Here is a 14,195-nt window from a genome sequence, read left to right as displayed (position 1 = left end):
AGTTAAATTATGGAACGGCAAAGCGGGATGATAGCTTGTTGCTAGAGTCCTTTTCTACAGATTATCATTTTGATTATTTACGAAAATTGAAAAGAGTGCAAATGAAGTTTAAGTTGGTTTCGTCGGAGCGAAAGTAACTCTTTGCTAACAAAAAAGATTTTGCAGGAAATGCGAAGAAATGATGAAGATAGCTAAATCAATCGCTTTTAATGAATTGAGAACAGTACTAAAGGAGTGGATAATAATGGAAGCATTAACGAAACAAGATTCATTTACAGACGTGATTAACAAGGAACGGGTCGTTCTTTACTTTACAGCAGGGTGGTGCCCAGATTGTACGGTAATTGAGCCTGTACTACCAGAAATTGAAGCAGCCTATCCAGCATATTCGTTTATTAAAGTAGACCGAGATCAATTCATTGATGTTTGTCAGGAATATGAAATATTTGGAATTCCTAGCTTTATTGCGTTTCAAAATGGGAAAGAGGTTGGACGATTTGTTAGTAAAAACCGTAAAACGAAGGAAGAGATCATGAATTTTATGAACCATCTTCCAAGCTAAAGGATCCTGCATAAGTAAGGAGAGAGCAGTATGCAAATGACAAGCTTAAAATTAAAAAAAATATTGGACGAGCGTTTCCAAAATCCGGACTGGTATACCATGTATAATCGGGATAAGGACACTTTTCGAATTGAGTGGAGATCGTCTAAGCAAGGGATCACCATTACTTTACCAAATGTCGTTGCTAAGTATAATCAAAAGGGAGAAGCGGTTATTGATGAGTTAGAGGAGCACGTAAAAGAAGCGTTGCGAATTATGAATGAAGACCAGCAATTGGAAGGAATGGAAAAACAAATTTTTCCTGTCATTCGTTCCACATCTTTTCCCACAAAAACAAATGCGAATAACCAGCTTATCTACAAAGAGCATACAGCAGAAACGCGCATTTTCTACGCCATTGACTTAGGAAAGTCATACCGTTTAATTGATCAGCCACTGATTGAAAAAGAAGGTTGGTCAGAAACGCGGATTGACGAAATTGCGTCTTTTAATTTGCGCTCACTGCCAGTGGATTATAAACATGACCGAGTAGCAGATAATGATTTTTATTTTCTAGCTTCCCAAGATGGGTACGATGCAAGTAGAATTTTAAATGAAGCATTCTTGGAAGAAATGAAGGCGAACAGTAAAGGGGAAATGGCAGTTGCTGTCCCACATCAAGATGTATTGATTGTAGCTGATGTCCAAAATAAAACGGGTTATGACATTTTAGCTCAAATGACGATGAAATTTTTTGCGGAAGGGAGAATTCCAATTACTTCCTTGCCAATGATTTACGAAGAGAAGCAGTTAGAACCAATATTTATTCTTGCTAAAAATAGACCCGAAACTGACAACTAAAGAAAAGGATGAGATAAATGGACGTGTTTTACAATGCTGATGGTATCGGAGATGTACTGATTATACCGCTGCAAGAAGGTGACCGCTACCAAATTCAGCACCAACAAATAGGTGATATTGTTCGAATTACAGATAATCAGAATAAAGTGATAGGATACAATATTTTTCAAGCTTCTACTCATTTTTCTTTTTTACAAACAGGAAAAATAACCTTAACAGAAGAAATGTTAGCTGAAATAAAGCAACTATTTGAAGCAAATCGAATAGACGATGAGCTAAATTTTGATTTAAGTCCTAAATTTGTGATTGGCTATGTTAAAGAAAAACGACAACATGAAAACGCAGATAAATTGAGTGTTTGTCAAGTAGATGTAGGTGATAAAGTATTACAAATCGTTTGTGGAGCCCCTAATGTAGCTACTGGCCAACATGTTGTTGTGGCAAAAGCTGGTGCAACAATGCCAAGTGGTTTAAAAATAAAACCAACTGAGCTAAGAGGGGTACCTTCTAACGGTATGATTTGTTCACAAAAGGAATTAGGTTTGCCAAATGCGCTAAAAGAAAAAGGAATATATGTTCTTGATGATTCCTATGAAATTGGATCAGCTTTTAACATATAGAATATAAGCAAAAAAACTAATTGTTGATAGTAAAGAAAACAGGTGATCTATTCTGATCGCCTGTTCTAAAATGGACGTCATTAAGCTTGTACAAAATAAATAGATTTAATTTTTATGATAGTACAAAAGACTTGCAAACGAATTAGCATAGCTTTTAAATTTGTATTCTTCAGTTAGATTTGCTTGGTCATATTTCCAGTTGCGACTTCTGATTCTCCACCTGCCCACTTTTTGATATTCGAAAATCAATGGAGAAGTTATAAATGCTTGCTTTAGAATTTGTTTTTACATTATCCATTTTTTAAAGAAAGTATAAAATTTGTTGCTTTGGGATAAGGGAATAACTGAATAGCCACGTCCGGCTTCAGCGCCCAGCAACTAGGCGACTTTAGAAATGCGCCCTACGATAAGGCATCATCGGTTCGCGGCAAAGAGGAAGGCCGACTAAAACCGGGCTTGCCGCTCAGGCGTCGGCATACCCCTGTTTTTAGTGGCATGATTCCTAAATCTTTAGTTGATTCGTTCCATTCGCTACGTTGCTAAACGGGCGCCCTGCGCCTTTGTTCTCTCGTATATAAGGTGCTGCAATACTTTCGCTTCAAGAGTTGGATAAATCTTGTACTGCCACAAGGCTAAGTGGGAGATAACTCACCTAAATGCCCTATTTCGTAAGAGGTCTTTGGTCATGCCATTACGTACTAACAATCAGTGGGGGATGAATGAAACCACACACTGATTGAAAATTACTTTATAAAGCGTAATCGTTGCGCAAAGGGTCTATCTTTAATATGGTTCCAGACTATTCACAAAATTCATTTATGCTGAACCTTAAAACGCTCCTTATCATGTTGGAGTAGTTTAGATTTTCAATTTCTTCCTCAACATTAAATCATTTCTTCAACTTCTCATTTGAAGCGTAGTTCGTTATACAGCTTCAATTGTTTCGATGTTTTTTTGACGCTAAGTTTGAGCAATAATAAGTGATGACGATGCTATATTATGGCTCCAAATTAGAAATGATTTTCAAAAATGATTTAAAAACTGCTACAATGAAGAAGAACAGTTTTAATACAAAGAAAGAGTGAGTAAATATGTGGGATAATTGGAAGAAAAAAATCAAGCGTCTTTTTACAAATGATGATGAAGACCACTACGATGAACATATACATATGCAGCAGCCAGAAAACCATCATCCTGAGGCTAAAATGATGTATCAATATCCTGCAAAAAAATCGTTTCGTTTTCCTGTTATTCCCGACTTGGGAGAGGAGACGGAACAGCGCAATAGGAATAATCTATTAAAAGACCATGAATTTGAAAATTCGAGCAAGCAAAGCCTGCAAAAAGTAGGGAAATGGGAGGAAAATTACACAAAACGAATGGATGATGATACATCTACATACGAAGTGCCTGCATTTAAGCGAAGAGGTGTTAAAACTTCTGAATATCGACGCCGGGATAACTCGGATGTATATAAGCATGAACAATCAGGAGCAAAAGTATACAAAAAAAGTCCTAAAAAACCATTTCAACCGACAGAAGTACCTTCGCCCATTTATGGATTTCATCCACGGAATGAAAATAAAAATAAATTTATTGAAGAAACTCCAGCAAATCAACGGAAGCGGCAAACTGAATTTGTAGGAGAAGCGAAAGAAAAAATAGAACTTCCCCAATCAAAACCAGAAAGCCATGCTAAAGAGATAGATGAAACTCCGGCTTATCAACGTAAACAAGATGCTGAAGTAGTAAGAAGTACAGAGGAATGGGGAGAAGTTCAATCACAAGAAGAAAGTTGCGTTAGAGAGAGCGAGGATACTCCTACGTACCAACGAAAGCAACATACAAAAACGGCAATAGGTATGATAGAAGAGATAAAACCTTATACAACACCTGAAAAGAGGGAAAACGATACTAATTCGGATGCAATCAATAAAGATGCTGTTCCGCCCCAATCTATATCTGTTCAAGAACAACAAAAGCAGCAGGAACAAGAAAAACAACTAGAAGAAGCAAAGCAACAAGCTGCGACAACTTTATCAAATGTGGAACAAATAGCCGAAGAACAAACGAATTCAACGAATGTAGAACCCAAACGTGAAAATCGTTTATCACATCGTCGACGACAGCAGCAAGCGGGTAAAACTACTGTTCCATTTAACGTAATGATGACGCCTAGAGATAAGAAGAACTTATGGGATCGAACAAACCAAAACCGCGCTCAAGAAGGCAAGGATAAGCAAAAGCATGTTCAAACGGTTGATGCAATAGAAAAAAAAGAATCAGAGCAAGAGCCTAAAAAGCCAATGCCGCTTCACTTATTAAATGACGTGGATAACGATGCCTCTAAAGATAAGGCATGGATGGATGAACAGCAGCAATTACTTGAGCAAACCTTAAAGTATTTTAATGTACAGGCAAAAGTAGTAAACGTTACTCAAGGTCCTGCTGTTACAAGATTTGAAGTGCAACCACAGCTTGGAGTTAAGGTGAGTAAGGTAAAAAATTTAAGTGATGATTTGAAACTAAATATGGCTGCAAGAGATATCCGGATTGAAGCCCCAATTCCTGGTAAGAATACAATTGGAATTGAAATACCGAATCCAAAGCCCCAAATGGTTGGCTTGCAAGGCGTTTTTGAAACAGAAGCATTCCAGAAAAGTGACTCGCCGTTAACAATTGCTTTAGGATTGAGTATAGAAGGAGATCCTCTAATCACGAATATACAGAAAATGCCGCATGGTTTAATTGCTGGCGCTACTGGATCAGGAAAGAGTGTGTGTATCAATACCATTTTAATCAGCCTACTATATAAAGCCCACCATGAAGAGGTGAAATTTTTACTTATCGATCCTAAAATGGTAGAACTAGCTCCATATAATGGTATTCCTCATCTTGTTTCTCCAGTTATTACCGATGTGAAGGCTGCTACTGCTGCATTAAAATGGGCTGTTGCTGAAATGGAGGAGCGTTATGAAAAATTCGTTCATGAAGGAGTTCGTGATGTAGAGCGATATAATGAAAAAATGACCAAACAGCAGCAACCTGATAACAAGCTGCCTTTTATTGTCATTGTTATTGATGAGCTAGCGGATTTAATGATGGTTTCTCCACAGGATGTAGAAGATGCAATTAGCAGAATTGCGCAAAAGGCTAGAGCTTGTGGCATACATCTTTTGTTAGCAACACAGCGTCCTTCTGTAGACGTTATTACTGGTTTAATTAAAGCTAATATACCTACACGGATTGCTTTTAGCGTGTCTTCCCAAGTCGACTCGCGAACAATTCTTGATACGAGTGGTGCAGAGAAGCTTTTAGGAAAAGGAGATATGCTATTCATTGAGAATGGCTCAGGAAAAAGCGTTCGTTTACAAGGTCCGTTTGTATCCGATGAAGAAATTGATCGTGTAGCAAGCTATGTAAGAGGAATTGCACCACCTAATTATTTGTTTGAACAAGAGCAGTTGCTGGAACAAATTCATACAGAAGAGGAAGAAGATGAACTACTACAAGATGCTATTTTATTCGTGCTCGAGCAGAATGGAGCAAGCACGTCTTTGTTGCAACGCCATTTTAAAATAGGGTACAATCGAGCTGCTAGATTAATTGATACACTGGAACAACGAGGAATTATCTCGGGACAAAACGGCAGTAAGCCAAGGGAAGTTTTAGTTACGTTAGCTCAAGTGGAGGATATGTTACTGTAATATAATGTAAAGAGTGCACTCCTCCCTCCTAGTTTGTAAATTTTTACAAGCAGGCATTCCTCCATAGGTTTTACCGAATAGAAGCAATGGTTTGTTTGTCCTTATGTTTACTATTGTAGACTATATTTTAAGCCGATAATAACTTATATATAATAGCGGTGCTGTCTGAAACTAGTAACTTAGTGAACATGATGATCTTTGAAAAATGATAGCTTTTAGGGAACGACTTGCTCCTGTACCGAATAGTAATTCTTGTTTCCAACACGATTTTTTTATATGATATGTTTAATGATCACATATAAGGGAGAAAACAAACACTATGAAGGAAATTGAACAAAAGCTGAATGGGAAAATTGAACGTTTAACAAATAAAACGTTCAAATTTGATGACCGGATTAAGGATGGCTGGTTTTCGGCGGTGTATTTTTTAAAAACAAAGGAGATAGCAGCAAAAAAATTGCCCAACAATCAAGTGACAATGCAGTTCTTTCAAAAGAATGATGCTGTCTTATGTGGGACAGATGAAGCGATTGCTTTATTACATAAATTTGCAGATAATCCAGAGACACTTGAAATCTATTCTTTGAAGGATGGAGATAAAGTCAGACCATACGAATCTGTCTTAACCGTATCAGGCGGTTATCATCAGTTTGGTTATTTAGAGGGGATTATTGATGGGATCTTATCTAGAAGAACATCTGTCGCAACGAATGTATATAATGTGGTAAAAGCGGCACGAACTTCAGGAAAACAAAAACCGGTCATTTTTATGGGAGATCGGGATGATCATTATACGCAGCAAGCCGGGGATGGATATGCGGCATTTATTGGCGGATCTACTGCTCAAGCCACACACGCGATGAATGAATGGTGGGGAAAAGAAGGAATGGGAACGATGCCTCATGCATTGATTCAAATGTTTCGTGGTGATATTGTTGCAGCTTGTAAAGCATATCATGAGCTATTTCCCGAGGACGATTTAGCTGCTCTAGTTGACTATAATAACGATGTGATTACGGATTCCCTTAAAGTTGCCCACGCTTTTGGAAGTGAATTAAAATCCGTTCGTTTAGATACATCACGTACATTAGTTGATAAATATTTTTTGCGTAACCATCATTTAATGGGGACGTTTGACCCAAGGGGAGTAAATCCAGAACTTATCTTTGCTTTAAGAAATGCGCTTGACGAAGAAGGGTTTTCTCACGTGAAAATCATGGTTAGTGGCGGTTTTACAGAAAAACGGATTGTAGAATTTGAAAAGCTTGGTGTACCAGTAGATATGTACGGTGTCGGCAGAAGTTTGCTTAAGCTAAATATTGGCTTTACAGGAGACAATGTTCTCTTAAATGGAACGCCAGAAGCAAAAGAAGGCAGGCGGTACCGACCAAATCCCCGATTAGAAAAAGTGCCGTACATCAAACAAAATTAAAAACATTTTTTACCAGAAAAATACGGTCGAAAAATCTCTGTAGCAAGAGTTATAGGAGAGATAAATCATACTCGATGAGAACTAACGGACTTTTTTAAAGAGCATGTTTTTATTTTCATCTAGAAATGGATTTGCTATAATAAAAAAAGCTGTGCAAAATAGATAAAAGATGATTGAATCCTTTTACAACAATTTGGAGGTTCATTTATGACAACTTACCATTTTATTGGTATAAAGGGAACAGGGATGAGTGCTCTCGCTCAGATCTTGCATGATTCAGGAGAAAATGTGCAAGGATCTGATGTAGAGAAAAGCTTTTTTACACAAGAAGCTTTAGAAGAAAAGAATATTCCGATTTACCCTTTTTCAGAAAGTAACATCAAAGAAAATCACACGGTTATCGCAGGAAACGCATTTTCTGATGACCATCTAGAAATAAAAGAAGCGAAGAGACTTGGAGTAACGTTCTATCGTTATCATGAATTCCTCGGGGAATGGTTAAAGCAATATACCAGCATTGCTGTAACCGGGGCGCATGGTAAAACATCGACGACTGGTCTATTAAGTCATGTATTGAGCAGTTCTTTTCCCATTTCCTATTTAATTGGTGATGGTACTGGTAAAGGACATGTAGATAGTAAATATTTTGTTTTTGAAGCTTGTGAGTATCGCCGCCATTTTTTACAATATGAACCCGATTATGCGATTATGACGAATATTGATTTTGACCACCCAGACTATTTTACAAGTATTGATGATGTATTCAACGCATTTCAGTCTATGGTGGAGCGGGTGAAAAAAGGAATTATAGCTTGTGGTGATGATGAACAATTGCAACGAATACAAGCAAAAGTTCCTGTTGTTTATTATGGATTTGCAGCCACTAATGATTTTCAAGCACAGAATATAACGGAAACGGATAACGGCACAACATTCGATGTTTTTGTCCGTAATACGTATTACGAATCTTTCTCTATACCAATGTATGGGAACCATAATGTATTAAATGCATTAGCAGTCATTGCTATTTGCCATTATGAAGGTATAAGTGCAGAATGTATGAAGCATCTTGCAAGTTTTGGCGGTGTTAAACGAAGATTTACAGAAAAACAAATGGAAAGTCAAATACTTATTGATGATTATGCACATCATCCAAAAGAAATAAATGCTACGATTGAGTCTGCTCGGAAGAAATATCCAAACAAATCCATTGTAGCCATTTTTCAACCACATACATTTACAAGAACCAAAACGTTTTTACAAGAGTTTGCTGATAGTTTATCGCAAGCAGATCATGTTTTCTTATGCGATATTTTTGGCTCAGCTAGGGAAGAAAGTGGTCAACTGACCATTCATGATTTACAAAAATTAATTGAGAATAGCTCCATATTGGAATTATCTCATACAGAAGCATTAAAAGAATTTCAAGATAGTGTGCTTATTTTTATGGGAGCTGGTGACATTCAGAAATTTCAGCAGGCGTATGAAAAAGTAGTAACAATGTCATAAACAAAAAGAAGAGTCTGAACCTAAACACAGGCTCTTTCATTTTATGGTTGACAGCTCAAATAGCTAATGATGCAAAGCCATCAATTATTTATTTCTTCGTCTAAGAGTAAGGTCATGTAGTGCATCGTTACACTTCGTTATTTTTCAGCATGAACAGAGAATAAATGGAATTGGAATTGGACAAGCTGATGAAAAACATAGTAAAAATAAAGGGATTTGGCTTTTGTTGTCGAATTACTTAAGTAAAGGCTTAATAGTATATATGTTTTATTTATAACATAGATGGGTAAGTTAACTTATATAAACAAGCAAGTAACCTGAAGGTCTATTGATTTCGATTTATCCTAAGTTGATTTATTCGTAAGAAGTGAGCTAAATACAATGCTTTGATCTATTTGGTAAAGACGTTTCTTTAACTTAATCTATTTATAGCTTTTGTTACAGCATGGTAAAGAAGTGAATAAAGGAGTGATGAATTAATATGGAAATTTTAGCATATATTGCTGCTGCTATTGCAGCCGTAGCGTTTGTTGTTTTAGTGGTATATCTGGTGATTACGCTAAAGGCTGCCAGGGAGACGTTACATAATGTAGCAGAAACGCTAACTAGCCTTGAACAGCAAATGCAAGGGGTCACAAGTGAGACAACACAGTTACTAGCGAAAACAAATAAGCTAGCAGATGATATGAATCAGAAGTCAAGTAAATTAAATAGTTTATTTAATGGATTTAAAGGTGTTGGAGATACCGTCACGGAATTTAATCAATCTTTAAGAGATTTAACGAACAGTGTAGCGAAAGCAGCGAATAAGGATCCTGAAAAAACAACGCAGGCGATTAAGTGGGGAACAACTTTGATGGAATTATGGAAGAAAAAAAAATAAATAATCACAGTAATAGGGAGGAACGAAAATGTCAGATAACCAATTCAGCAGTAAAGATTTTATTTTAGGGACATTTATAGGAGCAACCGTTGGTGCATTGACAGCACTTTTACTTGCGCCAAAAACAGGCAAAGAGCTTCGTGGAGATATTAATACAGGTGCTAATCAAGTTAAAAAGAAAGCATATGACTGGAAAGAAGTTGCACAGGAAAAAGGTGCCGACTGGAAGGATAAAGCATACACAACTGGTTCTGACTTGAAGAAAAAAGCGATGGATTCAACTTCTCTGATGACAAAGACAGCTGCGGAAAAAACAAAGGATTTAACGCAAAGTGTACAATCAAAACTTCAAGAGAAACGCAAAAAAGAAGACGAAGCATTAGAAGCAGCAGAGGAAGTTGCTGAAGCGATGGAAGATGTAGCTGAAGAATTGGATAACAATAATCAATAATGATATGATGGACAAAAAACCAGCACCTGTTTATTGCAGGTGCTGGTTTTTTGTCGTTGTATAGGATACTATAAAATGATGTGCTTGTAGATACCCAAATAACCGACTAGCCACGTCTGGCTGGCTGCATCACCCAGCAACGATGCGACTTTAGAAATGCGCCCTACGATAAGGCCTCATCGGTTCGCGGCAAAGAGGAGGGCCGACTAAAAACGGGCTTGCCGCTCAGGCGTCGGCATACCCCTGTTTTTAGTGGCATGATTCCTTTATCTTTAGTTGATTCGTTCCATTCGCTACGTTGCTAAACGGGCGCCCTGCGCCTTTGTTCTTTCGGGAATGATGGGACTACTATGTTTATCCCGCATTCTCCCGCATATAAGGTGCTGTAAGGCTTCTACTTCAGGAGTAGGATAATCTGTGTACTGCAACAAAGTCTAAGTGGAAGATAACAGCACCGAAATGCCCTATTTCGTAAGCGGCCTTTAGGTCATACTGTTACGGTACTAACAAGCCGTGAGGGATGAATGAAAACCCCCACTGGTGGAAGATTCACTTTATCGAAATATGGCCGCAAGCCTCTTCATAGGATTAGTATATTCCCACTAGTGCTGTGAGAATAGCCTTTCTAACTATATGCGTTGCTATTCCTGCCAAACAATCTCTAGTTCATCACCAGCTTGAATGGACTCGTGAAACTGGGCAGGTTGCTTATTTTTATATACATAAAATTTTCCACTTGCCGTGGATAGTTCTAAATCAACGTATTGAAATACATCTTGAAAAATAAAGGTGCTATTTTGGTTTGCTTCTATTTGCAGTTGATCTTCCAGATATAATAAACTCGTTTCCTCTAATAATTCTTGATTACGTTTCACCTTATATTTTGGCTGCTTTAATTCTATCGCTTTCCCGTTAAAAAACACCGTCATTGTCAGCCAAAAGTCCATTCCTTCTTGAAAGAATAAATCGTTTACGTTCGGCTGTTTTGCTTGCTTTATTTGTATATGATCCCCATGGTGAAGCACCTGCTTTGGTTCAGCCCTTTTTTGGTTCACATAAAATTGTGTTTCTCCCATGTTTAGTTGAATTTGTTTTCCATTAACAAATACAAGGAATGGCTCGGGTTTATCATATTTGGTACTGGAAATATGTTTCATTATATCTTCTAAATGCTTTGGTTGATGCCATTCAATCACATCTTTATCTTTTACGAGATAATTTTTATCTGCTGGCTGTTGATTGACGAAAAAAGCTGGATAAATGATATGACGTTGGTTCTCAAACCAAATGGTCATTGGAGTTATTTCACCAAATAGCTCATTAATCGTAATTGCTGCAGCCTCTCCATTTTTGCCCTTCTTAATTTGCAAATGGTCGCCATTTTTTATGCGTGCTTTTACAGAAGTTGGTTCCCCATTGAGCATGATTTGAGGCGGCTCTCCAAATTCTCCTGGCAATGTTACTTCTTTGCCATTTACAGTAATAATAGAAGCAGCTCCAGGCTTGCCATACCATTTTGAAATATCTATACCGGTTTGAATAAGGCAATCTCCAACTATCAATGTACGCATTTCAAATAATCTTAAAGTGTGTTCATTAATAGAGACGCTAATATAATGAACAGGATTACGCTTTGCAGCAATGGCAATTCCAATCGGTGTAACGAAGTCAGGACGTACCGGCAGCTTCTCCCTAAAAGAAAGCTGTTTAATGGCACTGACATCTCGTACAGCTACTCTATTTTCAGGAAGCTGTAGTTTATTAGCAATCGCTGTTGTTATCATTGGTGTTAAGCTTCCGCCTCCCACTAGCATCACAGCTCTTGGCGGTTTTGTATTTAATTTTAAAATTTCCTCAGCTACTTGGGAGGCTAGCAGATCAATAGCCGGGGCTATGTCTTTTGTTAACTGCTCATAAGCTATCGTGGTTTCAAAGCCAAGAATGTCTTCCAGCTTTACTTCTCCTTGTTCCACAATGGCTCTTTTAGCTTCTTCGGCATTTGGAAAGTCTAATAAGTATGTATCACTAATTGCTTCCGTAATTTCATCCCCAGCAATAGGAACCATTCCATATGCTACCACTGTTCCTTGATTAGTAATCGCGATATCACTTGTTCCTGCGCCTATATCCACTAAAGCAACATTGAGTCTCCGCATCGATTCTGGAATAAGTACCTCAATTGCTGCGATTGGCTCCAAAGTCAATGCTTCCATTTCAAGCCCAGCTCTGGATAATGCTGCTAATAACGATTCAATAACAACTTTAGGTAAAAATGTAGCAATAATTCGAGCGCTCACATCTTCCCCTTGCTGGTCAATCAGTGAGCCAATCTCCTGCTGATCGACATAATAATGGAGGACAGAATAACCAACACAGTAATAAGGTGTTACATTTTCCTCTCCCTCTTGTTGACTTACTTTTTCTAAAGCATTTTGCACCGCACTTAGCTCTAAATGTTGAACCATTTCAGGATTAGTAATGGATTTGTTTTGTAAGTGTAAAGAAGCAGATCCCTCCATTGTAATTAATGCTCGTCCAGCAGCGGCGACACAGACGCTTTTTAACGGACCATGTGATTGTTCGATTGTTGCTTTAACTTGTTTAATCGTCTCAGAAACGGCGATTACATCATGAATTTGACCATCACGCATGGAACGGTCTTGATGCTCCAGCATACAGTAGTCTACTACTTCAAATCCTTCCTGCTGTTGGTTTAAAATGATACCTGTAACAGAGCGCGTACCGATATCTAAAGCAAATACTCGTTCTTTCATAAAACATAATCCTTTCATATTAATAATAGGCAAATTTATATATTTGAGTAAGAATGCAAACGTATATGTTTTGCGCGACTAAATAGGATTAGCGTAATGAATACGGTTAATTATACATGAATTTAAAAAATTTATCGACAAAGGGTATATAATTAGCTATAATATTCACTAATTATTAAAAAACCTGAGCATAGGGGGAGTAGAAGATGAATGAATTAGACCAAGTTAGAGATAGGTTAGACAAAGTAAACCTAGAGATATTGGAATTAATTAATGAACGAGCTAAATTAGTTCAGCAAATTGGGGACATCAAAGCAAAGCAAAGTATGAAGCGATTTGACCCTGTGCGAGAAAGAGATATGTTAGATAAAATCACTTCCAGTAACGATGGTCCATTCGAAAATGCAACCATTGAGCATATTTTTAAGGAAATTTTTAAAGCTAGCTTAGAATTGCAGGAAGATGACCACCGTAAAGCATTGCTCGTGTCACGAAAGAAGAAACCTGAAAATACCGTTATTCATATTAATGGTGCAAGTATTGGGGATGGGAACGTTCATTTTGTTATGGGGCCTTGTGCTGTCGAAGGATATGAGCAGGTAGCAACAGTTGCCAAAGCGATTAAACAACACGGAGTGAAGCTATTGCGTGGGGGTGCATTCAAACCAAGAACTTCGCCTTACGATTTCCAAGGGTTAGGAGTTGAAGGGTTAGAAATTCTAAAAAAGGCTGCTGTAGAGCATGATTTAGCAGTGGTAAGCGAGATAGTAAACCCGGCACATATCGAAGAGGCGCTCGATTATCTGGATGTAATTCAAATTGGAGCTAGAAATATGCAAAACTTCGAATTGCTTAAGGCTGCTGGTGATGTGAATAAACCTGTTCTTTTAAAGCGTGGTTTATCCGCAACTATTTCTGAATTCATTAATGCTGCTGAGTATATTATGTCGCGTGGCAACGCTAATATCATTTTATGCGAACGGGGAATTCGAACATACGAAAAAGCAACCAGAAATACCCTTGATATTTCAGCTGTTCCTATCTTAAAACAAGAGACGCACTTACCTGTAATGGTTGATGTCACTCACTCCACAGGACGAAGAGATTTATTGCTGCCAACTGCAAAAGCAGCTATTGCCATTGGAGCAGACGGTGTGATGGCAGAAGTACATCCAGATCCTGCTGTTGCATTGTCAGATTCTGCACAGCAAATGGATATTCCTACGTTCCATCATTTCATGGAAGAAATGGAGGATATGGCAGAACGGATGAAATAAAAACGATAAAAGTTGAAACAAAAGTTGGTAAATATGAAAAGATTGTGTATAATAATAAGAGTATCAAGTTTACTCAAACAAAATGCAACTAGATAACTACAATCTTAGAGGCTTGACACTTGCCTTTCTTCTTAATAACC

Annotated in this window: 10 protein-coding genes; 9 read left to right on the top strand and 1 reads right to left on the bottom strand. The window is 37.7% G+C overall.

Annotation, left to right across the window (positions count from 1 at the left end; genetic code table 11):
- Positions 1-244 precede the first annotated feature (244 nt).
- The 8 genes from BKP57_RS02850 (at position 245) to BKP57_RS02815 (ending at position 10,004) form a co-directional block, all read left to right on the top strand.
- Positions 245-562, top strand: a complete 318-nt coding sequence (locus BKP57_RS02850; RefSeq protein WP_072740959.1) for a thioredoxin family protein — start codon at positions 245-247, stop codon at positions 560-562.
- A gap of 30 nt (positions 563-592) precedes the next feature.
- Positions 593-1,402, top strand: a complete 810-nt coding sequence (locus BKP57_RS02845) for a DUF1444 domain-containing protein (RefSeq protein ID WP_072740958.1) — start codon at positions 593-595, stop codon at positions 1,400-1,402.
- A 17-nt stretch (positions 1,403-1,419) separates the two neighbouring features.
- Entirely contained in the window at positions 1,420-2,022 is a 603-nt protein-coding gene (gene ytpR, locus BKP57_RS02840) for a YtpR family tRNA-binding protein (RefSeq protein WP_050353405.1), read from the top strand.
- Positions 2,023-3,113: 1,091 nt separating this feature from the next.
- Positions 3,114-5,729 carry a DNA translocase FtsK gene (locus BKP57_RS02835; RefSeq protein ID WP_072740957.1) on the top strand — a complete coding sequence of 872 codons (2,616 nt, stop codon included), beginning with the start codon at positions 3,114-3,116 and terminating at the stop codon, positions 5,727-5,729.
- Positions 5,730-6,048: 319 nt separating this feature from the next.
- Positions 6,049-7,161: a nicotinate phosphoribosyltransferase gene (locus BKP57_RS02830; protein ID WP_050353403.1), complete on the top strand. Its 1,113-nt coding sequence runs from the start codon at positions 6,049-6,051 to the stop codon at positions 7,159-7,161.
- A 207-nt stretch (positions 7,162-7,368) separates the two neighbouring features.
- The gene (gene murC, locus BKP57_RS02825; RefSeq protein WP_050353402.1) at positions 7,369-8,670 is read left to right on the top strand and encodes a UDP-N-acetylmuramate--L-alanine ligase; all 1,302 of its coding nucleotides are present in this window, start codon (positions 7,369-7,371) and stop codon (positions 8,668-8,670) included.
- A 481-nt stretch (positions 8,671-9,151) separates the two neighbouring features.
- Positions 9,152-9,553, top strand: a complete 402-nt coding sequence (locus tag BKP57_RS02820) for a DUF948 domain-containing protein (protein ID WP_072740956.1) — start codon at positions 9,152-9,154, stop codon at positions 9,551-9,553.
- 28 nt (positions 9,554-9,581) lie between these two features.
- Positions 9,582-10,004: a YtxH domain-containing protein gene (locus BKP57_RS02815; RefSeq protein ID WP_072740955.1), complete on the top strand. Its 423-nt coding sequence runs from the start codon at positions 9,582-9,584 to the stop codon at positions 10,002-10,004.
- A 641-nt stretch (positions 10,005-10,645) separates the two neighbouring features.
- Here BKP57_RS02815 and pilM read toward each other — a convergent pair.
- On the bottom strand, positions 10,646-12,778 hold the full coding sequence (pilM, locus tag BKP57_RS02810; RefSeq protein WP_072740954.1) for a pilus assembly protein PilM: 2,133 nt from the start codon (positions 12,776-12,778) through the stop codon (positions 10,646-10,648).
- Positions 12,779-12,984: 206 nt separating this feature from the next.
- On the opposite strand from pilM, the gene BKP57_RS02805 reads away from it, so the two are divergent.
- A complete protein-coding gene (locus BKP57_RS02805; protein ID WP_072740953.1) occupies positions 12,985-14,055 on the top strand; it encodes a bifunctional 3-deoxy-7-phosphoheptulonate synthase/chorismate mutase in 1,071 nt (356 codons plus the stop codon).
- Positions 14,056-14,195 lie beyond the last annotated feature (140 nt).

The organism is Virgibacillus sp. 6R, assembly GCF_001895305.1.
In the GTDB taxonomy this organism is placed as follows: domain Bacteria; phylum Bacillota; class Bacilli; order Bacillales; family Amphibacillaceae; genus Virgibacillus; species Virgibacillus pantothenticus.
Note: the sequence above shows the minus strand (reverse complement) of the source record. Positions and strands in the feature narration are given on the sequence as shown.

What these genes read in the sequence shown, in the direction of transcription:
- BKP57_RS02850 (WP_072740959.1), top strand. Translation starts at nt 245, where the DNA reads ATGGAAGCATTAACGAAACAAGATTCATTTACAGACGTGATTAACAAG.
- BKP57_RS02845 (WP_072740958.1), top strand. Translation starts at nt 593, where the DNA reads ATGCAAATGACAAGCTTAAAATTAAAAAAAATATTGGACGAGCGTTTC.
- ytpR (WP_050353405.1), top strand. Translation starts at nt 1,420, where the DNA reads ATGGACGTGTTTTACAATGCTGATGGTATCGGAGATGTACTGATTATA.
- BKP57_RS02835 (WP_072740957.1), top strand. Translation starts at nt 3,114, where the DNA reads ATGTGGGATAATTGGAAGAAAAAAATCAAGCGTCTTTTTACAAATGAT.
- BKP57_RS02830 (WP_050353403.1), top strand. Translation starts at nt 6,049, where the DNA reads ATGAAGGAAATTGAACAAAAGCTGAATGGGAAAATTGAACGTTTAACA.
- murC (WP_050353402.1), top strand. Translation starts at nt 7,369, where the DNA reads ATGACAACTTACCATTTTATTGGTATAAAGGGAACAGGGATGAGTGCT.
- BKP57_RS02820 (WP_072740956.1), top strand. Translation starts at nt 9,152, where the DNA reads ATGGAAATTTTAGCATATATTGCTGCTGCTATTGCAGCCGTAGCGTTT.
- BKP57_RS02815 (WP_072740955.1), top strand. Translation starts at nt 9,582, where the DNA reads ATGTCAGATAACCAATTCAGCAGTAAAGATTTTATTTTAGGGACATTT.
- pilM (WP_072740954.1), bottom strand. Translation starts at nt 12,778, where the DNA reads ATGAAAGAACGAGTATTTGCTTTAGATATCGGTACGCGCTCTGTTACA.
- BKP57_RS02805 (WP_072740953.1), top strand. Translation starts at nt 12,985, where the DNA reads ATGAATGAATTAGACCAAGTTAGAGATAGGTTAGACAAAGTAAACCTA.